This window comes from Janthinobacterium sp. SUN211 (genome assembly GCF_030587315.1).
GTDB lineage: Bacteria > Pseudomonadota > Gammaproteobacteria > Burkholderiales > Burkholderiaceae_D > Janthinobacterium > Janthinobacterium kumbetense.
On the sequence record NZ_JAPWIC010000005.1, the window covers coordinates 38,490 to 60,391 of the forward strand.

A 21,902-nucleotide genomic window follows, 5' to 3' on the forward strand; every position below is an offset into this window, starting at 1 on the left:
CGGCTAGCGCAGGACGAGCGCTTTCACCGTTTCCCAGGCCGCGCTGCCCGATTGCGTGACGCGCACCTGGTTGCGGCCCCCTTCCTTGGCCACGTACAGGGCGCGGTCGGCGGCGACGAACAGCGCTTCGCGGTCGTCCAGCTGGTGTGGGCGGATGGTCGCCACGCCGATGCTGACGGTGATCCACGGCGAGGTGATCGATCGCGGGTGCGGCAGTTGCAGCGCCTCGATGTGCGCGCGGATGGCTGCGGCCAGGTGCAGGGCGCCTTCGGCATCCGTGTCGGCGAACAGCAGGACGAATTCCTCGCCGCCGTAGCGGGCAGCCAGGTCGCCGGGACGTGCGGCGTGCGAGGCGATGGCTTGCGCCACTTGCTGCAGGCAGGTGTCGCCGGCCGGATGGCCCAGGCTATCGTTGTACAGCTTGAAGTGGTCGACATCGAGCACCACCAGCGACAGGACGCCGCCGCCGCGCACGGCGCGCTGCCATTCCTTTTCCAGGAAGCTGTCGAAATGCCGGCGGTTGGCGATCTGCGTCAGCGGGTCGAGATAGGCGGCGCGCTGCAAGGCGTCTTCCGACTGCTTGTGGTGCGTGATGTCGTGCAGCAGGCCGATATACAGGGGCTGGCGCAGATACATGGGCGTCAGGGTCAGGTCCATGCTCAGCGCCTCGCCGTTGCGGTGGCGGATCGCCACTTCGCGCGTGCCGTGGTTGTGCGCTTTTTCCGGATTGGCCGCGTGCATGGCGAAGTAATCGAGGTATTCCTGCGTCACCAGGGGGCTGAGCAACTCGCCGATGGAGCGCCCGGCCAGTTCGTTTTCGCGGTAGCCCAGGTACTGGTCGCAGGCGGGATTGGTGTACTGGATGCGGCCATCGGCTTCGATGATCAGCAAGCCCTCGGCCATGTTGTTGACGATGGTGCGCAGGCGCTCGGCCTGTTCCTGCTGGGTTTCATTGTTGCTGCGGATTTGCAGCTGGGCGCGCACGCGCGCGCACACTTCGGCCATGCGCAGCGGCTTGCTGATGTAATCGACGGCGCCGCAGTCGAAGCCGGCCACCACGTCTTCCGTTTCCGTCTTGGCGCTCATGAAGATGACGGGGATACCCTGCGTCAGCGGGTGCTGCTTGAGGCGGCGGCACGTTTCGATGCCGTCCATGTCCGGCATCAGCACGTCGAGCAGGATCAGGTCGGGGTGGGCGCGCTGGGCGATCGCCAGCGCCCGTTCGCCGGACGTGGCGACATAGGTTTGATAGCCTTGCTCGCTCATCAGTTTGCGCAGCAGCTCAAGGTTGGCCGGCGCATCGTCGACAATCAAAATGGCGGCCTCGCGCCGCTGGGAATGCTCCACACTGCCTGGACTCATTGCTTCCGGCCTTCTCGATGTACTTTGCGATGCCAGCGATTGCTGCACTTTCGGTGATGCTGACCGGGTTCAAATCTGCGACAGCGGTCAAATCATACCGCCTTGCCAATTTTTTGGGTGAAAAAATCGACGTTGCACGAGGCGGTAAAATATTATTTTTATGCTATTTTTAAAAATAAATACACGCAATTGCTATCGTGAAGGCGGTTTTTGGGCGAAAAAGACGCGTGCCCCCTGGAGTTGGGGCAGCTGGGACACGCCCCGCGGCAGGCGGGGCGTGGGGAGTGCAATTACATTTTTGCGGCGATCAGTTTGCCGAGGATGGCGATGCCTTCGCGGATGCGTTCCGGCGGCACCGTCACGAACGACAGGCGCAAGGTGTGCGTTTCCGGCGTGTTGGCGTAGAACGGCGCGCCCGGCACGAAGGCGACCTTGTTGGCGATGGCTTCATCGAGCAGTTTCATCGCATCGATGTGCTTCGGCAGGGTGACCCAGATGAACATGCCGCCTTCAGGCTTGGTCCACGTGACGCCGGCCGGGAAGTGCTCTTCCAGCGCCGACAGCATGGCCTGGCACTGGTTGCCGTACAGGCTGCGGATGCTGGGGATATGCCGGTCCAGGAAGCCATCCTTGATCACTTCATGCACGACCATCTGCGTCAGTTGCGACGTGTGCAGGTCGGCCGCCTGCTTGGCCAGTTCCAGGCGGCGCACCAGCGGCATCGGCGCCACCACGTAGCCGAGGCGGATGCCGGGCGTGAGCACTTTCGAGAACGAGCCCATGTAGATCACGCCGTCCGGATTCATGTTGATCATCTTCGGATACGGTTCGCCGCTGTAGCTCAGGGCGCCGTACGGATCGTCCTCGATAAGCGGCAGGCCGTGGCGGGCGCAGGTTTCCACCAGTTCCACGCGGCGCGCCACGGACAGGCTGCGGCCCGTCGGGTTCTGGAAGTTCGGCAGCGCGTACAGCAGGCGCGCGCCATCGGCGACGGGGTTGACCGACGACGGCACCAGGCCTTCGTCATCGGTATCGACGGAAACGAATTCGGGACGGTAGACGGAAAACGCCTGCAGGGCGCCCAGGTAGCTGGGGGTTTCCACCAATACCTTGCTGCCTTCGTCGATCAAGACCTTGCCCAGCAAGTCCAGCGCCTGCTGCGAGCCGGACGTCATCAGCACTTGTTCTGGCATGATGGTGCTGCCGTTGGCGGACAGGGAATCGGCGATCCACTGGCGCAGCGGCAGGTAGCCGTCGGTCGGGCCGTATTGCAGGGCGACCTTGCCATTGTTCGACAGGACCTTGTCGAAGGCGGTTTTCATTTCTTCCACGGGGAAGGTGGCGGGCGAGGGCAGGCCGCCGGCAAACGAGATGATCTCGGGACGCTGCGTGATCTTCAGGATTTCGCGGATGAACGAGCTTTGCAGCTGTTCCGCGCGTTCGGCAAAGCGCCATTGGATCGGATTCGGATTTTCAATTTTCATACGAGTCTCACAGAAGATGCCGAGCTGCGCCGGCTGGATTTGTTGGCCCGCTTGTGGCGGTGCGTGCGCAAGCGGCGCCGGATAGGCGTCGCCATGGTGCTGCGGTATTGTACGGCTTGCACGCCGCTCTGCCCATCCGCACGCGCAACGGCGTTGCAAATGGGCGTCAGGGAGCGTTACTTCAGCTTGCGCCCGATCCCTACCACGGCGATCACGGCGCCCGCAAACAGCAGGCTTTCACCCGTCAGGGGTTCGTGCAGCAGCACGGCCGCGCCCAGCAGGGTGAGGAAAGGCTGCAGCAACTGCGTCTGTCCCACGCGCGCCACGCCGCCCAGCGCCATGCCCCGGTACCAGAAAAAGAAGCCGATAAACATGGAAAACACGGAAATGTAGGCGAAGCCCAGCCAGGCGGCCCCGCTGGCCTGCGCCATCAGCGCGCGTTGCGGCCAGGCGTTCCACAGCACCACGGGCAAGACAAATGGCGCGGCCAGCAGCAGCGCCCAGGAAATCACATGCTGGCCCGGCATGGCTTGCGCCAGGCGCCCGCCTTCGGCATAGCCGAGTGCGGCCAGCAGTACTGCGGCAAAGATCAGCCAGTCGGCCAGGTGGAAGCTGCCGCCGCCCTGGCGTAGCGCGAAGGCCACCACCAGCGCCGTGCCGAGCAGGGCCATCAGCCAGAAGCCCAGCGATGGGCGCTCCTTGCCGCGCAGCACGGCAAACACGGCGGTGGCCAGCGGCAGGATGCCCACCAGCACGGCGCCGTGCGAGGCGGGCAGGCTGCGCATGGCGATCGACGTCAGCCAGGGGAAGCCCAGTACGCAGCCCAGCGACACGAGCGCCAGCGGCAGCCATTGTTCGCGGCGCGGCATCGGCGCGCGCTGCTGCCATAGCCACAGGCCGGCCAGGACGGCGGCCACCAAGGCGCGGCCCAGGGCGACGAAGGTGGGGTCGAGTTCGGCCACCGCCAGCCGCGTAAAAGGCAGGGTCAGGCTGAAGAGGGCGACGGCGATCAAGCCCAGCAACAGGCCGGTGCGGTCGGCGCCGAGGCGCGGTGGATGGTTGGAAACGATGGTGCTGGTGTGCGAAGACATGGGATTCCCGAGGCTGGCGTGACAAGGTCTGGGCATGGATTAGACTGCCCGATACTGCTATCCTAGGGTGCAATAGCAATACAGTACAAATACACTTCCACGCATAATTTCACATACTGTGATGGTCATATGAGCAATACACTCCCTTTGCTGTCGCGCGTCTCGGGCGAAACCCTGATCGACCAGATCGTGCGCTCGCTGGCGGCGCGCATCGACGACAAGCTGCTGCGCGGCGGTGCGCGCATGCCGTCGATCCGCCAGTGCGCCGCCAGCCTGAGCGTGTCCTGCGCCACGGTGGTGGCCAGCTACGACAAGCTGGTGGCGCGCGGCTACCTGGAATCGCGGCGCGGCGCCGGCTTTTTCGTGTGCGAGCGCTCGCCGTTGAACACCCCCTTGCCGCCCGCTGGCGCGCAGGATGCGGCGGCGCAGCCGATGGACGTGGTGTGGCTGATCCGTAATATGTTCCGCCAGACGCCGGCCATCCCCGCGCCAGGCTCGGGCATGCTGCCCGCCGAGTGGCTCGATGGCGACCTGGTGGCGCGCGCCTTGCGCGACGTCAGCCGCCAGCCCGGCAGTTTGCTGCTGGGCTACGGCGCGCCGCAGGGTTTCCTGCCGTTGCGCCAGCAGTTGCAGCTGAAGCTGGCGGGGCTGGAAATCGGCTGTCCGCCCGAGCAGATCGTCACCACGGTGGGCGTGATGCAGGCGCTGGATCTGGTGGCGCGCGAGTTTGCCCGTCCCGGTGAAACGATTTTCGTCGACGATCCGGCGTATTGGCTGATGTTCGGCGCTTTTGCCGCCATGGGCATGAATGTCATCGGCATCCCGCGCTTGGCCGACGGCCCCGATATCGCCGTGCTGGCCGAGCTGGCGGCGCTGCACCGTCCCAGGCTGTACGTGATCAATTCGGTGCTGCACAATCCCAGTTCGACGTCGCTGTCGGCGGCCAAGGCTTTCCAGGTGCTGCGCCTGGCCGAACAGCACGATTTCCTGATCGTCGAGGATGACATTTATTGCGACATGCACCCGGGCGGCGCGGTGCAGCCGGCCACCCGCCTGGCTGCGCTGGACCAGCTGCGCCGCGTAATTTACCTGGGCGGCTTTTCCAAGAGCCTGGCGGCGAACCTGCGCGTGGGCTTCATCGCCACCTCTGCGGAGCGGGCGCAGCGCCTGGCCGACCGCAAGATGCTGGCGACGCTCACCACCAGCGACATCGGCGAGCGCGTGGTGTATAAAATCCTCTCGCAGGGGCTATACCGTAAGCATGCGGAGCGCCTGCGCGCGCGGCTCGACAAGGTGCGCGAGGGCACGTACCGCAAGGTCGAGCAGGCGGGCTTGCGCTTCGATCCGGCATCGGCGGGCATGTTCGTATGGGCCGATGCGGGCTGCGACACGAATGTATTGGCCGAAAAGGCGCTGGCCGAGGGCCTGGTGCTGGCGCCGGGCAGCCTGTTTTCGCCGCGCCAGTTGCCGTCGACCCGCATGCGCCTGAACCTGGCCACGGTGCAGGACGATCGCATCTGGGCGTTTTTCGACCGCGCACTGGGGTAAACTGGGCATTGCAGGACATTCGGCTGGGGCTCTTGAAATCGCTTGGACCATCCCCAACTCCGTAGAATCCGTCCCATCCACAAGACTATGAGGTAAAAATGGCTGTCTCCGAAAAGCAAACCCTGGGTTTTCAGACCGAAGTGAAGCAAATGCTGCACCTGATGATCCATTCCCTGTACTCGAACAAGGAAATCTTCCTGCGCGAATTGATCTCGAACGCGTCCGACGCGGCCGACAAGTTACGCTTTGAAGCGATCGATAACGACGCCTTGTACGGCAACGATCACGAATTGAAGATCAAGGTCAGCTTCGACAAGGATGCGCGCACCATCACCATTTCCGACAACGGCATCGGCATGACCCGCGACGAGGCAATCTCGCACCTGGGCACCATCGCCAAGTCGGGCACCAAGGAATTCTTCGGCAAGCTGTCGGGCGACCAGCAGCAGGACGCGGCCCTGATCGGCCAGTTCGGCGTGGGCTTCTATTCCGGCTTCATCGTCGCCGACAAGATCACCGTCGAAACGCGCCGCGCCGGCGTCGACGCCTCCGAAGGCGTGCGCTGGGAATCGGCCGGTGAAGGCGATTACAGCATCGAGACTATCGAAAAAACGGGCCGCGGCACGGACATTATCCTGCACCTGCGCGAAGGCGAAGACGAATTGCTGTCGAGCTGGAAGATCAAGTCCATCATTCGCAAATATTCGGACCATATCTCGCTGCCGATCGTGATGCAGAAGGAAGAGTGGGACGACGAGAAAAAAGAAACTGTCCTGAAAGACGAATTCGAAACCGTCAACCAGGCCAGCGCCCTGTGGGCCCGCAACAAGGCCGACATCACGCCGGAACAGTACGACGAATTCTACAAGCACGTGTCGCACGACTTCCAGTCGCCGCTCACGCACACGCACAACCGCGTGGAAGGCCGCAGCGAGTACACGCAGCTGCTGTACATCCCGGCCAAGGCGCCGTTCGACATGTGGGACCGCAACAAGCGCGGCGGCATCAAGCTGTACGTCAAGCGCGTCTTCATCATGGACGATGCCGAGCAGCTGATGCCGACCTACCTGCGCTTCGTGCGCGGGGTGATCGACTCGGCCGACCTGCCGCTAAACGTATCGCGCGAAATCCTGCAGGAATCGCGTGACGTGAAAGTGATCCGCGAAGGCTCGACCAAGCGCGTGCTGGGCATGCTGGAAGAACTGGCGAACGCGGATGAGCAGGACAAGAAGGACAAGTACGCCGTCTTCTGGAAGGAATTCGGTCAGGTGCTGAAGGAAGGCATCGGCGAAGACGCGGCCAACAAGGAGCGCCTGGCCAAGCTGCTGCGCTTTGCCTCGACGGCCAACGACAGCGACGAGCAAATCACCTCGTTCGCCGACTATGTGGCGCGCATGAAGGAAGGCCAGGACAAGATTTACTACGTCACGGCCGACAACTACGCCGCCGCCAAGAACAGCCCGCACCTGGAAATCTTCCGCAAGAAGGGCGTCGAAGTGCTGCTGCTGACGGACCGTGTCGATGAATGGATGCTGTCGTTTATCCAGGACTTCGAAGGCAAGGAACTGGTCTCCGTCGCCAAAGGCGGCCTGGACCTGGGCGCGCTGGAAGATGAAGCGGAAAAGAAAGAGCACGAAGAAACGGAAACCTCGTACGCCGACCTGGTGGGCAAGATGAAGGCCGTGTTGGCCGACAAGGCCAAGGATGTGCGCGTGACGTTCCGCCTGACCGATTCGCCAGCCTGCCTGGTGGCCGATGAAAACGAATTGTCGGGCAACCTGCTGCGCATGCTCAAAGCTGCTGGCCAGAGCGCGCCGGAATCGAAGCCGATTTTGGAAATCAACCCGAACCACCCGCTGGTGACGCGTTTGAAGTACGAAGATGCGGAAGGCGGCAAGTTTGGCGACTGGGCCAACATCCTGTTCGACCAGGCCATGCTGGCTGAAGGCGGTTCGCTTGCCGATCCGGCCAGTTTTGTGAAACGCCTCAACGAATTGCTGCTCAATTCGGCGAAGTAATCGCCTCGCTGCAGATGTAATCAAGCCGGCCCTTTCCTCGTGAAAGTGCCGGCTTTTTTTATGCTACAGTGCGCGATTATTTTATTTTATGGAAAAAGCAATGGCGCATTGCCCGGCATGTGACAGTTCCAACGTTCAACGCCTCTCCATGGTGCATGCCTCCGGCATTTCCGGCACCTCTACCCATATGTCGGGCAGGATCGATGGCGATTTCATCCACGGTCATGCGCATACGCGCAGCCAGACCTTGCTGTCACGCCAGGCCGCCGGGCCGACGATGCAGACCCACCAGAAGGCAGGGCTGATCGTGTTGGGCGTGATCATTTTTGTCATCGCCGCCGTCGTCTTTTACCAGGCCGGCGCGAATGGCCTGTTCTGGATCTTCGTGGCAGGGGGCGTCGTCTCCATCGCCTTGTCGCAAACGACCTTCGTCGCCAATTGGGACAAGGAGGCTGCCGCCTTGCAGGACAAATATGCGCGTACCTTCATGTGCCATGCCTGCGGCCACCGCTTCATTCCCGTACTCAAGCAGCCATGAAGATCCGGCTGATGGCGGGCCTGGGCGCGCATGCGCTGGGCTGTCTGCTGTTTATCGCATTGAGCTGGCTGGGGTTTTACCTGTACACGCAACTGTTCGGCAGCCTCGGCTCGCGCGGCGTGGCCGGCGGCCTGGCCCTGCTGCTGGTGTTTTACGTGTATGCGGGTACCAACCTGGTGCTGGCGCTGCTGCCGCCCGGCAGGGTGAAGTCGCTGCTGTGCGGTTTGCTGGGCGCGGCCGTGCTCGCGTATCTGTTGCCCCAGCATCCGTTGCGGGCGATTTACTTCAGCGTGCTGGCGGGCGGCTTGAGCTGGCTGGCCGTGCTGGCCGGCACGCGTTTAAGCGGATACCTGCGCGGCTGACAGGGCGTTGACAAAGGCGGCGACGGCGACGGTGGCCGCTTCCGGCGCCGCCTGCAGCAGCATGTGCGGCGCGGCGATGTCGGCCAGTTGCGCTCCGGGTGCCAGGCGCAGTATCTGCAGGGCGTTCGCCGGCGGCACCAGGCGGTCGTGCCGGGCGCGCAGATACAGCACGGGCAAGCTGCCGCGCGCGAAGCTGCGCGAGGCGTCGGTTTCCAGCACGGCGCGCAGGCGCTGGCGCAGCACGCTGGGAGGCACTTGCGCCAGCGCTGCCGCCAGTTCCGCCTGCAGTTGCGGCGTGGCGCAGGGCGCCAGCAGCGCCTGGCGCAGGGCGAAGCCGGGCATGGCGCCAAAGGGCACAAGGCCGAGCAGGTGGCGCAGTGGCGCCAGCATCGGGCGCGGATTGCGCACGAATGAACAGCACAGGATCAGGGCGCGCATGCCGGGCGGCGGATCGGCGCGCAGGGCGGCCCCCAGCGGCCCGGAAAACGATTCGGCCAGCACCACGAAAGGGCGATCCTGCGGCAAGCGCTCGCGCACGAATGCTTCCAGCGCCGCGTAACCGAGTGGCGCGGCCGGATAGGCGATGGCCAGGGTATCGAGGGCGGCCTGCGCGCGCAGGGCGGCGTCAAAGCGGTCGAATAGCCGGGCCGTGCCATCCATGCCAGGCAGGAGGACAAGCAGGGGCGAGGCGTGGGTTGGTGTCGTCATTGCGGCCATCATAGCAGCCGCGCCGGCATATGGGCCGTCCGCCAGCCGCACCGCATGGGCGCTGGCGCCATGCTAGAATCGCCAGCGCGCCCTGCGTGGCCGCAATTGCGGCCAAATCCCCGACAGACAGAATCATGCATATCATTTTTTCGAATTACCGTACTCTGGGCGGCGCCTTGCTGGCAGCGGCCTGCGTCCTTTCCCAGTCCGCCGGCGCCACGGCGGCACCCTCCGCGCCGGCCGGGAAAAGCCTGTCCTCCTTGCTGGCCGGCGGCCCCTTGCCGCGCCTGAGCGACGATGCGCAGGTGCGGGCCGCCCTGTTCGACTTCTTCGGTTACGCGCGCGGCAGTTACACGGAAGACGATGAATTGCTGCTGGCGCAGGCGCTCGAAGCGATCAGCGAAAAGCGCGACGCCACGCGCACCGTGCTGGCCGATGGCCGCCAGTTGCTGGCGTCGATGAATGACCGCAAGCAGGGCCGCGAACGGGGTGCCATGCTGCTCGACAAGCGCGGCGCCATCATCGCTTTTGGCCTCGTCAACGGGCATTGCCACCTCGAGGGCCAGCCGCTGGCAAAAGTCTGCAATCCCGATCCGAACGCGGTGTTGACGGTGTTCCACCGCAAGGGCATGCTGGTCGGCGAAGCGGCGCCCTTGCTGGCCTGGGCCCGGCAATTGCCGCCCATGCTGGCGCTGATCGCGGGCGACAAGGAAGCGGGCGCCGATGGGCAAAAGATCGCCAGCGTCGAATATGTGCTGGCGCAGCCGGCCCTGCCGGGCTGGAACCGTGCCCAGTTGCCGCCCGCCTATCCGCCGGCGCTGCTGGCGCTGCTGCTCGATAAGTCCACGGTGCTGACGTCGGCCGGCGCCGGCGTGTTTGCCTATCCGCTCACCTTGAAGGGCAAGAAACAGAACAATGTGCTGGACCATGCCGAAGGCCGCCCGCCGCGCGACCTGGAAGTGGCGCTGCGCAGCTATGCCAGTTTCGACACGGTGGTGGAGCGCTACCGCCAGCTGGCCAAGGGCGCCAGGCTGCAGCGCAACGAGCGCACGGCCTACCTCGATGGCGACATGGGGCAGGGCAGCTACCGCGTCTACATCCGCAACACGGGCGCCGATGGCGTGATGATCGACGTGGCGCTGTGGCAGCGCAAGCTGGCGGCCGGCCGCTGATTTCAGCCAGGGCGCGCCGGTTCGTAGCCCAGTTGTACCAGCTGCGCGGCGATGGCGTCGTCGCGTGTTTTCCTGCCGGTGCGCAGGCGCGCATGCGTCAGGGACGCGGGCAAGCCATGCGCCAGCAATGCGTCGATGTCGAGCATGGTCTCGGATGCCGACAGCTGGCGCAGGGCGGGCAAGGTGGCGAGGCCGGGCAGGCTGTCGAGCGTCTTGCAGGTGTGCAGGTTCAGGCGTTCGAGCACGGGATTGGCCCCCAGCGCGATCTGCCGCAGCTTGATCTGGTCTTCCACCCATAGCGCCTGCAGCAACGGGAAGCGGCCGATGTCGCCCAGCGTTTCCAGGCCGCGCACGCGTATCACTTCCAGTTTCTTCAACAGCGGCGCCTCGATGTGGGCGAGCGATTCGCGGCCGCCCAGCTGCAACAGCAGCCTGTCCAGACGGCCCATCTCCGAGATGAAATCCAGCGGCACCTTGTTCTTGATGCGGTACAGCGACAGCTCGTGCAGCGCCGGCAGGCCGGCCAAGGTGTCGATGCGCTGGTGGTGGCCTTCGAGGACCAGGCTGGCCAGGTGCGTATAGTGGCGCAGGGGTGCCAGGTCGATATTGTTTTTGGCCGACTCGCCCAGATGCAGGTATTCGAGGCCGCGCAAACTCTCCAGCTGCAGGATGTCGGCTTGCGCCAGCTCGTACACGCCCAGGCTCAGGCGCTTGAGATGCCGCAGCTCGCCCAGCGCTTCCAGATGGATGGCTTGCCGGTGGTAATCGATGGACAGGCTGGCTACATGCGGCAGCGCGCGCAGGATGCTGGCATCGAACACCCTCGGGTCGTAGCCGTAGATGCGGATGGTCAGCGCCGTGCCGCAGGTGGCGGCCAGGGCGTCGAGGTCGGCCAGCAGCGGTTCCGGCTTGGCCAGGGTATTGAACTGCACCAGCACCTGCTTGCCAGCGGCAATGGCGGCGCGGATCGCCGCGGCGTCTATGTGCTCGGGGTTCTGGATGCACTGTGGCCGTTCTGCTTGCGTCATCGTCACAATCCTATGGGGTAGGTTACCTGCCTGGGGGGCGGACAGCCTTCCGGGCCCGGGAACGTCTGCTTGCCCGTGTCATCGTAGCGCTTGCCGCATTCCACGAGCACGCGCTTGCGGAAGGTGTAGATGCTGGCCACCTTGCCGTTCGGGTGGTAGCAGATATTGTCGCCGTCGCGGTCGGCCGACGCGTAGCTGTTCATGGTCTGGCCATTTACCGTGCGCGTGCTGTGGCCGCTGCGCGGCTCCGTGCATTTGAGCTGGCCGCTTTCGTAATACACGTTGAAGACGGAGGTGTCGGCGGCGCGGTCGACCAGCAGCTCGTCCTTGCGCTTGCCGTTCGGGTAGTTCTCGTATCCTTCCTGGCGCTGGCCGTACTGGAAGGCGTAGTAAGACTGCGGCTTGCCGTCCGGGTAGTACATGTGGTGGTACTCGCACACGTCGTCGCGCGTGCTGCCGTATTCCTGGAAGGTGCAGCGGTGGATGTCGTTGAACAGCTGGCCGTCTTCATAGTACTCTCGCAGGTGCGTGAGCAGGCGGCCCTGATCTATGACGGCCAGGCGCTCCGGCTTGCCGTTCGGGTAGTAGCGCGCGTCCAGCCCCTGCTTCTTGCCGTTGTTCCACAAGGTGTCGAGGCGCAGGATCTTGCCGCTGTCGTCGAACGCCTGTTCGCGCCCATCGAGCTGGCCGTTGCGGTAGGTGACCGTGTAGACCACGTATTCCTTGCCCGCCGGGCCCAGATAGCGCGTGCGGCTGCCATCGAGCACGCCGGCCTGGTAGTGGTCGCGCACGCGCAGCGCGCCTTGCGCATCCGTGTCGACCGCCTCGCCCTGTTTCTTGCCTTGCACAAAAGTGACGCTTTGCGTGACCTTGTCCTTGAGCCTGAGTTTCCACGGCCCGTCGCGCAAGCCGTCGATAAAGCTGCCGTCGCCGTCTTCCGTGATCCACGCGCCATGGCGCGCGCCGTTGACGTAGTTGCCGCGCGTTTGCAGCTTGCCGCCCATGCTGCGCTCGTGCGGACCATTGAGCTGGCCGCCCGTGTAGGTGTCGAAGCCCGTCACTTCCTCTGCATCGGCATAGTTGACGACCGTCCAGCGGCCTTCGCGCTTGCCGGCCCGGTACATGCCGCTCTCGCTCTGCCTTGGATAATCGAAGCGCCACAGGCCTTCCTGCAAGCCGTTGACGAAATGTCCCTTTTCGCTGCCTTCGTGCATGCCTTCGCGCACCCACAGTCCCTGGCGCTTGCCCTTCACGTACTGGCCCCGTTCGACCACCGAACCGTCGTCCCAGGCCAGGCTGTAAATGACGGACGGGCCGTCTGCGCTGCCCGTGAACTGCCGCGGGGCCGTTTCCCACGTCACTTGCCATAGGCGGTAGTTGGGCAGGATGCCCGCGCCCGCGTCGCTGTACAGGGTGTAGCTGGCCGTCAGGTAGTGGTCACCTTTTTTCAGGAAGGTTTTCTTGTAGGTGATGGCGTCCTTGTCGCCAGCGGCCACGGGCTTGCCGTCATCGCTGTAGTAGCCGACGATGGTGCCTTGCGTATGGTCGATGGCGTCGAAGTCCGCATTGCCGCTCTTGCCCCGGGCGACGCTGTAGTCCATCGGTGCCAGTTTCGCCAGCGCGGCCTTGACCAGTCCCGCGTTGGGACTGGCGCTTTGCGCCGCGATGCGGTTCAGGGCCGGCTGCAAGCCATCGAGGCGCCGGTACTTGCCGGAACTGCGGTGGTAGCGGTAGGCGCGCAAGCCATTTTTGTCGCCCTGGCGGAACAGCACCAGCATGGTTTGCACGCTGTCGTCCGTTTCCTGGTCCAGCGAAGCGTAGAAGACGGAGCGGATGACGGCATTGCCGAACTGGTCGAGCAAAATGGGTTTCGCGCTGCCGCTCTTGCACTCGCAGTAATAGCCGTTGACGCCATCTTTTTCCTTGAGGAAGGCGATGTCGAAGCCGCTGTCCTGCGAGGCGCTGATGGCGGGATGGGCGAGGCTCTTGCCTTCATAAAAGGGCGCGCCATGGGCCAGCGCGGAGCAGAGGAGCAAGGGCAGAAGCAGACGTTTCATCGAGTGGCTGGCGCCGGGGCGCCGCAATGGAAAGGCCACGATTCTGCCTGCGTTCTTACTTGTGGGCAAATATGCGCCTATTGTGCGCAGGTGCACGCCCTGCGTGTCAGGGCTGGTGCGCGGCGCAGAAGTCCAGCAGCAGCTGCTCGCCGTCCGGCCACGGGCCGTAGCCGGCGTCGCCGTTGATATGGCCGGCGTCGCCGATCAGGGTGAAATCGCTGCCCCAGGCGGCGGCAAACGCGCGTGCGCGCGCGAAGCTGACGTAGGGATCATCGCCGCTGGCGACCACCAGGCTGGGGAATGGCAAGGCTTGCAGCGGCATCGGCGCAAAGCCCGTCGTGCCGGATGGGTAGGAGGGTGCTTCCACATCGCTGGGGGCGACGAGGAAGGCGCCGGCGATCCTGTGCGGCGAGCCGCTGGCCGCCCAGTGGGCCACCAGCGTGCAGGCCAGGCTGTGCGCCGCCAGCACGGGAGGGCGCTCGCAGGCGGTGATGGCGCGGTCGAGCTCCGCCACCCATTCGTCCTTGTCCGGCGTCTGCCATTCCCCGTGCGGCACGCGCGACCATTGCGGGTGGCGCGCTTCCCAGTGGGTTTGCCAGTGCTGCGGCCCCGAATTCCACAGGCCGGCCAGGGTCAAGACGAGAGGCGACATCATTTCTCCTTATAAATAAAATGCCAGACAAAATCGTAGCGAGCGGCAACGTATTGTGGCCGAGACGCGCAGCTGTGCGCATGCACAGTGAGCATCGCAGGCCGCAAGGCGCGCCGCGCAGTAGATTTGGTCTGGCATTTTTATAGCTCCGTGCGCAGGGCGAACAGCTCCGGGAACAATACCACGTCGAGCATCTTGCGCAAATAGCTCACGCCCGCCGTGCCGCCCGTGCCCGTCTTGAAGCCGATGATGCGCTCCACCGTCGTCACATGGCGGAAGCGCCAGAAGCGGAAGGCCGTTTCCAGGTCCACCAGCTTTTCGGCCAGCTCGTACAGGGCCCAGTGTTTCGACGGGTCGCGGTAGACTTCCAGCCACGCCGCCTTGACCGAGGCGTCGGAGGCGGTCGGCAGGGTCCAGTCGGCGTTCAATCGTTCGGCGGAGATGGGCAAGCCGCTGCGCGCCAGCAGCTTGATGGCTTCATCGTAGACGGAGGGCGCGCGCAGGGCGGCGTCGAGCACCGCATAGGTTTCCGGCGCCGTCGTATGCACGTTGAGCAGGGCGGCGTTCTTGTTCCCCAAAATGAATTCGATTTCGCGGTACTGGAAGGACTGGAAGCCGGACGAGGCGCCCAGGTAGGGGCGGATGGCCGTGTATTCGGGCGGCGTCATGGTGGCCAGCACGTCCCAGGCATGCACCAATTGATCCATGATGCGCGCCACGCGGGCCAGCATCTTGAAGGCGGGGGCCAGGTCGCCGCTTTGCAGGTTGGCGCGCACGGCGTGCATTTCGTGCAGCATCAGCTTCATCCACAATTCGCTCGTCTGGTGCTGCACGATGAACAGCATTTCGTTGTGGTTCGGCGACAGCGGATGCTGGGCCGTGAGGATGCGGTCCAGCGCCAGGTAGTTACCGTAGCTCATAGATTCGCTGAAATCCATCTGCGCGCCATGCCACTGCGCGTCCTGGGCGCCGGCATGCATGGGGCAGCCGCTGGTGTTTTCCTTGTTCATAGTCTTGTCGTCGCTCATGGGATGGTTCAGGTGACCGCATCGCGCTTGGCGGCGATGTCGTAGGCTCGTGTGTCGAGGATGTCGCGCAGGATGTCCACGGCATCCCATACGTCGGCAAAGCTCGTGTACAGGGGCGTGAAGCCGAAGCGCATGATGGCCGGTTCGCGGTAGTCGCCGATCACGCCGCGCGCAATCAGCGCCTGCATCACGGCATAGCCGTGCGGGTGCGTGAAGCTGACCTGGCTGCCGCGCCGCGCATGTTCGCGCGGCGTGACGAGGCCCAGCGGATGGCTGGCGCAGCGCTGCTCCACCAGCGCGATGAACAAATCGGTCAGGGCCAGCGACTTGTGGCGGATGGCTTCCATGCTCGTTTGCGCAAAGATGTCGAGGCCGCATTCGACCAGGGCCAGCGAGAGTATCGGCTGCGTGCCGCACAGGGCGCGGGCGATGCCATCGGCGGGTGCGAAGCCCGGATCCATGGAGAACGGCGTGGCGTGGCCCCACCAGCCGGACAAAGGCTGACGGAAGCGCGCCTGGTGTTTTTCCGGCACCCAGATGAAGGCGGGCGAGCCTGGGCCGCCGTTCAGGTATTTATAGGTGCAGCCGACGGCCAGGTCGGCGCCGGCGCCATTCAGGTCCAGCGGCACGGCGCCGGCCGAATGGGCCAGGTCCCACAGCGCCAGCGCGCCATGCGCGTGGCAATGGCTGCTGATGGCGGCCATGTCGTGCTGGTAGCCGGTGCGGTAGTTGACGTGCGTGAGCATGGCGACGGCGCAATCGGCGTCGATGGCTTGCGCCAGCTCCTCGGGACTGTCGACCAGGCGCAGCTGGTAACCCCGGTCCAGCCAGGTGGCCAGGCCCTGTGCCATGTACAGGTCGGTGGGGAAGTTGCTGCGTTCGCTGACGATGCTGCGTCGCGCGGCCTGCGCCGGGTCGCTGGCCTGCATCTGCAGGGCGGCGGCCAGGGCCTTGAACAGGTTGACGGAGGTGGTGTCGGTGATCACCACTTCGCCTGTGCCGGCGCCCAGCAGCGGGGCCAGGCGGTCGCCCAGGCGCTTGGGCAAGTCGAACCAGCCTGCCGTATTCCAGCTGCGGATCAGGTCCGTGCCCCATTCTGCCGTGATGACGTGCTGGGCGCGGGCCAGGGCCGCTTTCGGCCGCGCGCCCAGGGAATTGCCATCGAGGTAAATCACGCCTTGCGGCAAGTCGAATTGCTGGCGCAGGGGCGCCAGGGGATCGTCGAGGTCGCGCGCGCTGCAGTCATGTCGAGAAATCATGGTGGCTTTCATATTGATACTTGTCTGGATGGCATGATATTGCTTGAGGCTTAAAGTATCACGCGGAAGTGGCAGTGTAGCAAATCCCCGTCGCAAAACGTGTTTCCTGGCATGGACAGGCGGCGAAAAAATGCCTGCTTGTGGGGCGTCAACGAAAAAAATCACGATTTTTAAAAATATTTTCAAATAGCCCTAAAGTTTTGCCAGGCGCCGCCGTCAACGATTACATGAACGGCGTCAAACCGACGGAAAAAGAATGCAGCTTTTTTAAATATTTTTTAAAAAAGCCCTAAAGTTCCTGCCAAGGCAGCCGTTATCTCAGTAGACAGGCTTGATTCTTATCAAGTTGTTGTAAAAAAGTGATATTTTTTACAGGCCAAAAGTCGGGCAAATCCGGCACAGAGCCAACCTCCCACATCCGCGCCGTTGCTGGCGTGCGACCATGATCGAGCAGTGTTTGTCAGACAAACACCTACGATCCCATCCGCTATTCCCCGACCAAAAATACAGCGCTTTGCCTCTGTTGCGTTTAATGTTGCTCCTGCAGAATGTATCTCACTGGCAACACACAACGCCAGCTGAATTCAACGGATTGAGGAGATGGAAATGACTGCTAACGACATGATGGCTGAGATTCGCGACGCTAACCTGAGCTACCTGATGCTGGCCCAGCAAATGATTCGTGCGGACAAAGTAACGGCCATCTTCCGTTTGGGCATTGCCGCCGAAATCGCCGAACTGATCGAGGGCATGAGCAATGCGCAGATCCTGAAACTGGCAGGTGGCAACATGATGCTGGCCCGCTTCCGCTTCGACGACAGCGCCATCCTGGGCATGTTGACGAACTACAATAAAGACCGCTCGCTGGCCCAGTCCCATGCTGCCATCCTGATGGCCGGCCAGGGCGTCGAAGAAATCGCTTAAGGTTTCCGACCTTATCAGTCAGTATCAGTCAGTAGTGGAGTACACAGCATGGCCAAGAAAAGTGTCGTATCGGAAGCGCAGGAAATCCAGCTGGCCATCGAATTGATACAGCTGGGCGCCCGTTTGCAACTGCTGGAGACGGAAGTCTCGCTGTCGCGCGAACGCCTGCTGAATCTGTACAAGGAATTGAAGGGCGTCTCGCCGCCCAAGGGCATGCTGCCGTTTTCCACCGACTGGTTCATCACCTGGCAACCGAATATCCATTCCTCGCTGTTCATCAATATCCACAAATTCCTCGTCGACCACGCCGGCGCCACCGGCATCGAAGCCGTGATGAAGGCATATAAGCTGTATCTGGAGCAGATGCCGCCCGAAGCGGGTGAAGAGCCCCTGCTGTCGCTGACGCGGGCCTGGACCCTGGTGCGCTTTTTCAGCAGCAAGATGCTGGACATGGCGCCCTGCGGCAAGTGCGGCGGCAAATTTGTCGTCAACTGCCTCGACCTGAACGCCGATTATGTGTGCGGCCTGTGCCACATGCCTTCGCGTGCCGGCAAGACCAAGAAGGCGCGCGATGAAGCGGCCGCTGTCGCGCCGCCGGGCGTCGCCGCTTGATGCTGCTTCAATAGCTGCCCGAATAATAGCCTCAGTGAAAACCGGAGCGGTCGCGAGACCGGACTCCGGTTTTTTCATGGTGCTTTCGCTTACACTGGCGTTTTCCTCCTTTGACTGCCCCATGCTGCAACAAATCCTGCGCGCGCCCGCGCTCAAGGCCATCCTGATCCAGGTGCTGGCCTTTCCCTTGATGTTGCTATTTGTATATGTTCTGGCGCGTGCCGGCGTGGCCATGTCGTTGCCGGCGGTGGCGTTGGTGCAGGGCGTGCTGGCGGCACTCATCACGTGGCGCGCGGGGCTGGCGCGCTGGTGGTGCGCCATCGGCCTACTGTTTGCGCCCGCCTTGCTGGCGGCCAGCCTGCTCGATTTGCCGCCGGCCGTGTTCCTGGCGGCCTTTGTCTTCCTGCTGAGTTTGTACTGGTCGACGTTTCGCACGCAAGTGCCGTTTTATCCGTCGGGGCCGAAGGTGTGGCAGGCGGTGGCCGAGCTGATCGCGGACCGTCCCGGCGTGCGCCTGGTCGATATCGGCAGCGGCCTGGGCGGCCTGGTGCTGGACCTGGCGCGGCGCCGGCCCGACGGGCAGTTTTCCGGCATCGAACTGGCGCCGCTGCCGTGGCTGGCAAGCCGCTTGCGCGCAGGGCTGGCGGGCAGCCGCGCGCGCTTCCTGCGCGGCGACTACGAGGCGCTCGATTTCGGCCACTACGATGCCGTCTTTGCCTACCTGTCGCCGGCGGCGATGGCGGCCCTGTGGCGCAAGGCGGAAAGGGAAATGTTGCCCGGTAGCATGCTTCTTAGTTACGAATTCCAGATTGCGGCACGCGAGCCCGATAAGACCATCGCCGCCACAGAGGGTGGCCCTTTACTTTACATATGGTGCTTTTAAGCAATTGTCTGCGTTATTTGCTTGCCCGTAGGGCAATCTCACGTTATTGTAGTTCCACACGGCATTTTCTCGGAATTGCATTGAAAAGCAGCGCATTTCAATTAACTTCCGGTTGCTTTTTTTGCCGCTGTCTTTGCCGGCGGCGCAGCCGCCAGAAGACAGGAACAGGTTTGAACACGCCGGGCATACAGTCCCGGCCATTATTGGGAGTCAGGGCACTTGTTAGTCATAATCGGATACATCATCGTCTGCGCCTCGGTCTTTGGCGGCTTCGCGTTGGCCGGCGGCCATCTGGCGGCGCTGTTCCAGCCGCTGGAGCTGCTGATGATCGGCGGCGCCGCCCTGGGCGCCTTCCTTGTTGGTAACAATAACAAGGCCATCAAGGCGACGATCGCCGCCTTGCCCAGCCTGTTCAAGGGGTCGCGCTATACCAAAGAACTGTACATGGAACTGATGTCGCTGCTGTTCGAAGTGCTCAGCAAAGTGCGCAAGGAAGGCTTGATGTCGATCGAAGGCGATATCGACAAGCCAGAGGAAAGCCCGCTGTTTTCCAAGTATCCGGCCGTGCTGGCCGACCACCACATCGTCGAATTCATGACCGATTACCTGCGCCTGATGGTGTCGGGCAATATGGATGCGTTCCAGATCGAAAACCTGATGGACAACGAAATCGAAACGCACCATCACGAAGGCGCCGTGCCGGCCCACGTGATCGCCAAGGTGGGCGATGGCTTGCCCGCCTTCGGTATCGTCGCTGCCGTGATGGGCGTGGTGCACACGATGGAATCGGTGGGTATCCCGCCGGCCGAACTGGGCATGCTGATCGCGCACGCGCTGGTCGGCACCTTCCTCGGCATCTTGCTGGCATATGGTTTCGTCGGACCGCTGGCCAGCCTGCTGGAACAGAAGCTGGAAGAGTCGAGCAAGATGTTCCAGTGCGTGAAAGTGACCCTGCTGGCCAGCCTGAACGGCTATGCGCCGGCGCTGGCCGTGGAGTTCGGCCGCAAGGTGCTGTTCTCGACCGAGCGCCCGACGTTCAATGAGCTGGAAGACCACATCAAGAAATCGAAAACGAAGTAAGCAGTGAATATACGCCTGGACACCATGAGTCATTTGCAGCACACGGAAGGGGGACGCCATGGCCGATGAAGGCATGCGCCCGATTATCGTCAAGCGTATCAAGAAGACGGCTGGCGGACACCATGGCGGGGCGTGGAAAATCGCCTACGCCGACTTTGTCACGGCCATGATGGCCTTCTTCCTGCTGATGTGGCTGCTGGGCTCCACCTCGAAGGGCGACTTGAACGGCATTTCCGAATTCTTCAAGACGCCGCTGAAAGTGGCCATGGCGGGCGGTTCCGGCAGCGGCGAAAGCAATTCCGTGATCCAGGGCGGCGGCCAGGACTTGTCGCGCCAGGATGGGCAAGTGCGCAAGGCGCAGGAAGAGCAGCAGCGCAAGTCGTTCGATCTCAATTCCGCCAAGGCCGCGCTGGAACGCGAAGAGGGCAAGCGCCTGCAGGCGCTCAAGGCGCGCATCGAAGCGACCATAGACGCCAATCCTCTGCTGAAAAAATACAAGAACCAGTTGCTGCTCGATATCACCAGCGAAGGCTTGCGCATCCAGATCGTCGACGAGCAGAACCGTCCGATGTTTGCGCTCGCCAATGCGAATCTGCAACCGTACACCAAGGAAATCCTGCACGCCATCGGCTCCGTGCTCAATGAAGTGCCGAACCGCATCGGCCTGTCCGGCCATACGGATTCGACGCCCTACATGAGCGATGCCGGCTACAGCAACTGGGAATTGTCGGCCGACCGCGCGAACGCGTCGCGGCGCGAACTGGTGATTGGCGGCATGAAGGAAGAGAAAGTATTGCGCGTGGTGGGACTGGGCTCGGCCGCCCACCTGGACAAGCTCGACCCCTTCAATCCGATCAACCGGCGCATCAGCATCATCGTCATGAACAAACGCACGGAAGAAAATGTCCTGCGCGATGGCTCGGCGATCGAGCTGCCGGTGACCGATGCTGCTGCCGCCGCTGTCGCTTCAGGGCTGGCGGCCGGTGCGCCGCCCGCGGCGGCGCCAGCCCCCAGCCCGGTAGCGGCGAAAAAATAACACGCAAGGCTGTCGACGCGTGGTGTATTGAAACAATGAGACCTTTATGACAAGAAAGAAAATACTTGGCTCGCATGTAAAGCGCCTGCTGTCTGGCGTGTCGGACCATGGCCGCAAGCACTTGACGGAGGTGGAAACCGACCTGGTGCAGACCGGCATCTTGCTGGAAGAGGCGATCGAGAAGCTGTCCTTCAATTTCATGGCGATACACGCAGCTGTTGCTGCGCAGCAAGATACCATCGCCTTGCTGCTCGACGGCGGTATTCCGGCCGAGCAGCAGCGGGAAAAACTGCTGGCGTTGCAGGATGAGGTGGGGGGCTACGTGAATGCCGCCATCACCAGCCTGCAGTTCCAGGACATGACCAGCCAGCTGATCGAGCGTACCTTGAAGCGCGTGACGGGCTTGCGCGAGTTCCTCGGAACCCTGGGCTCGCATGGCGCGGAGATGTTGCCGGAGAGCGACAATGAAGAAATTGTCGCCTTGCTGGGGCGGGTCAGCATGGCGCTGGCGATTCAAAGCCTGGAGTTGCGCAGCGTGCTGCGCAAGGCTGTCAGTCAACAGCATTTGGAAAGTGGCGACATCGAGCTGTTCTAGCATGCCAGTGCGGAACGCTTGTGGTTGCATGGATTGATTAATCAAATACTCGGGCAGGATGCCCGGAATAAGTGGGAGCAAAGATGGCCAAAACGATACTTGCAGTGGACGATTCCAGCTCATTGCGCCAGATGGTGGCGTTCAGCCTGAAAGCCGCCGGTTACCAGGTGGTGGAGGCCGTCGACGGCCAGGATGGACTGGAAAAAGCCAAGCTGCAAACCGTGGACCTGGTATTGACGGACCAGAACATGCCGCGCATGGATGGCCTGGAGCTGATCAAGCTGCTGCGCGAACTGCCGACCTACCAGAAGGTACCCATCCTGATGCTGACGACGGAGTCGTCGGACGAGATGAAATCGAAGGGACGTGCCGCCGGCGCCAATGGCTGGCTGGTCAAGCCGTTCGATCCGCAACGCCTGATCGAAGTGGTCAAGAAGGTGATCGGCTGATGCCAGCCGCGCAGCA

The 21,902-nt window shown here is 63.0% G+C and carries 21 protein-coding genes; 12 read left to right on the top strand and 9 right to left on the bottom strand.

Features of this window, described 5'->3' with window-relative positions; genetic code table 11:
- Positions 1-3: 3 nt before the first annotated feature.
- The 3 genes from O3301_RS17540 to O3301_RS17550 all read right to left on the bottom strand — a co-directional run bounded on the left by O3301_RS17540 (position 4) and on the right by O3301_RS17550 (position 3,937).
- Positions 4-1,362, bottom strand: a complete 1,359-nt coding sequence (locus O3301_RS17540; RefSeq protein ID WP_305057019.1) for a diguanylate cyclase domain-containing protein — start codon at positions 1,360-1,362, stop codon at positions 4-6.
- Positions 1,363-1,652: 290 nt separating this feature from the next.
- A complete protein-coding gene (locus O3301_RS17545; RefSeq protein WP_289911871.1) occupies positions 1,653-2,846 on the bottom strand; it encodes a PLP-dependent aminotransferase family protein in 1,194 nt (397 codons plus the stop codon).
- 176 nt (positions 2,847-3,022) lie between these two features.
- The gene (locus tag O3301_RS17550) at positions 3,023-3,937 is read right to left on the bottom strand and encodes a DMT family transporter (protein ID WP_305057020.1); all 915 of its coding nucleotides are present in this window, start codon (positions 3,935-3,937) and stop codon (positions 3,023-3,025) included.
- Positions 3,938-4,066: 129 nt separating this feature from the next.
- Between O3301_RS17550 and O3301_RS17555 the strand changes: the two genes are divergently transcribed.
- The 4 genes from O3301_RS17555 to O3301_RS17570 all read left to right on the top strand — a co-directional run bounded on the left by O3301_RS17555 (position 4,067) and on the right by O3301_RS17570 (position 8,403).
- Positions 4,067-5,485, top strand: a complete 1,419-nt coding sequence (locus O3301_RS17555) for a PLP-dependent aminotransferase family protein (protein WP_305057021.1) — start codon at positions 4,067-4,069, stop codon at positions 5,483-5,485.
- Between the two features lie 98 nt (positions 5,486-5,583).
- Positions 5,584-7,503 (top strand): molecular chaperone HtpG, encoded by a 1,920-nt coding sequence (gene htpG / locus O3301_RS17560; RefSeq protein WP_289899153.1) that lies wholly within the window; start codon positions 5,584-5,586, stop codon positions 7,501-7,503.
- 148 nt (positions 7,504-7,651) lie between these two features.
- Entirely contained in the window at positions 7,652-8,041 is a 390-nt protein-coding gene (locus O3301_RS17565) for a hypothetical protein (RefSeq protein WP_251351884.1), read from the top strand.
- A complete protein-coding gene (locus tag O3301_RS17570; RefSeq protein WP_305057022.1) occupies positions 8,038-8,403 on the top strand; it encodes a hypothetical protein in 366 nt (121 codons plus the stop codon). The genes O3301_RS17565 and O3301_RS17570 overlap by 4 nt, the downstream gene beginning before the upstream one ends.
- Here O3301_RS17570 and O3301_RS17575 read toward each other — a convergent pair.
- Positions 8,380-9,111 (bottom strand): alpha/beta fold hydrolase, encoded by a 732-nt coding sequence (locus O3301_RS17575; RefSeq protein ID WP_305057023.1) that lies wholly within the window; start codon positions 9,109-9,111, stop codon positions 8,380-8,382. The two genes, O3301_RS17570 and O3301_RS17575, sit on opposite strands and share 24 nt — an antisense overlap.
- A 134-nt stretch (positions 9,112-9,245) precedes the next feature.
- Here O3301_RS17575 and O3301_RS17580 point away from each other — a divergent pair, with 134 nt between their 5' ends.
- Entirely contained in the window at positions 9,246-10,283 is a 1,038-nt protein-coding gene (locus O3301_RS17580; protein WP_305057024.1) for a hypothetical protein, read from the top strand.
- A gap of 2 nt (positions 10,284-10,285) precedes the next feature.
- Here the strand turns inward: O3301_RS17580 and O3301_RS17585 are convergent, their stop codons facing one another.
- The 5 genes from O3301_RS17585 to kynU form a co-directional block, all read right to left on the bottom strand.
- On the bottom strand, positions 10,286-11,311 hold the full coding sequence (locus tag O3301_RS17585; RefSeq protein ID WP_305057025.1) for a hypothetical protein: 1,026 nt from the start codon (positions 11,309-11,311) through the stop codon (positions 10,286-10,288).
- Between the two features lie 2 nt (positions 11,312-11,313).
- Positions 11,314-13,368, bottom strand: a complete 2,055-nt coding sequence (locus O3301_RS17590) for a toxin-antitoxin system YwqK family antitoxin (RefSeq protein WP_305057026.1) — start codon at positions 13,366-13,368, stop codon at positions 11,314-11,316.
- A gap of 106 nt (positions 13,369-13,474) precedes the next feature.
- Complete coding sequence (locus O3301_RS17595) at positions 13,475-14,020, bottom strand: alpha/beta hydrolase (RefSeq protein ID WP_305057027.1); 546 nt, start codon at positions 14,018-14,020, stop codon at positions 13,475-13,477.
- A gap of 140 nt (positions 14,021-14,160) precedes the next feature.
- Positions 14,161-15,048 carry a tryptophan 2,3-dioxygenase gene (gene kynA, locus O3301_RS17600; protein ID WP_099664756.1) on the bottom strand — a complete coding sequence of 296 codons (888 nt, stop codon included), beginning with the start codon at positions 15,046-15,048 and terminating at the stop codon, positions 14,161-14,163.
- An 8-nt stretch (positions 15,049-15,056) separates the two neighbouring features.
- Complete coding sequence (gene kynU, locus O3301_RS17605; protein WP_305057028.1) at positions 15,057-16,307, bottom strand: kynureninase; 1,251 nt, start codon at positions 16,305-16,307, stop codon at positions 15,057-15,059.
- A gap of 606 nt (positions 16,308-16,913) precedes the next feature.
- Here kynU and flhD point away from each other — a divergent pair.
- From flhD to O3301_RS17640, 7 genes are all read left to right on the top strand, one after another.
- Entirely contained in the window at positions 16,914-17,231 is a 318-nt protein-coding gene (flhD, locus tag O3301_RS17610; protein WP_034758381.1) for a flagellar transcriptional regulator FlhD, read from the top strand.
- 48 nt (positions 17,232-17,279) lie between these two features.
- Positions 17,280-17,843, top strand: a complete 564-nt coding sequence (gene flhC, locus O3301_RS17615) for a flagellar transcriptional regulator FlhC (protein WP_099664754.1) — start codon at positions 17,280-17,282, stop codon at positions 17,841-17,843.
- A gap of 121 nt (positions 17,844-17,964) precedes the next feature.
- The gene (locus tag O3301_RS17620; protein WP_305057029.1) at positions 17,965-18,726 is read left to right on the top strand and encodes a class I SAM-dependent methyltransferase; all 762 of its coding nucleotides are present in this window, start codon (positions 17,965-17,967) and stop codon (positions 18,724-18,726) included.
- Positions 18,727-18,945: 219 nt separating this feature from the next.
- Positions 18,946-19,806 (top strand): flagellar motor stator protein MotA, encoded by an 861-nt coding sequence (motA, locus tag O3301_RS17625; RefSeq protein WP_077401985.1) that lies wholly within the window; start codon positions 18,946-18,948, stop codon positions 19,804-19,806.
- 58 nt (positions 19,807-19,864) lie between these two features.
- A complete protein-coding gene (gene motB / locus O3301_RS17630) occupies positions 19,865-20,842 on the top strand; it encodes a flagellar motor protein MotB (RefSeq protein ID WP_077401988.1) in 978 nt (325 codons plus the stop codon).
- Positions 20,843-20,888: 46 nt separating this feature from the next.
- Positions 20,889-21,437, top strand: a complete 549-nt coding sequence (locus tag O3301_RS17635) for a chemotaxis protein (protein ID WP_077401991.1) — start codon at positions 20,889-20,891, stop codon at positions 21,435-21,437.
- An 83-nt stretch (positions 21,438-21,520) separates the two neighbouring features.
- Complete coding sequence (locus tag O3301_RS17640; RefSeq protein WP_034758362.1) at positions 21,521-21,886, top strand: response regulator; 366 nt, start codon at positions 21,521-21,523, stop codon at positions 21,884-21,886.
- Positions 21,887-21,902 lie beyond the last annotated feature (16 nt).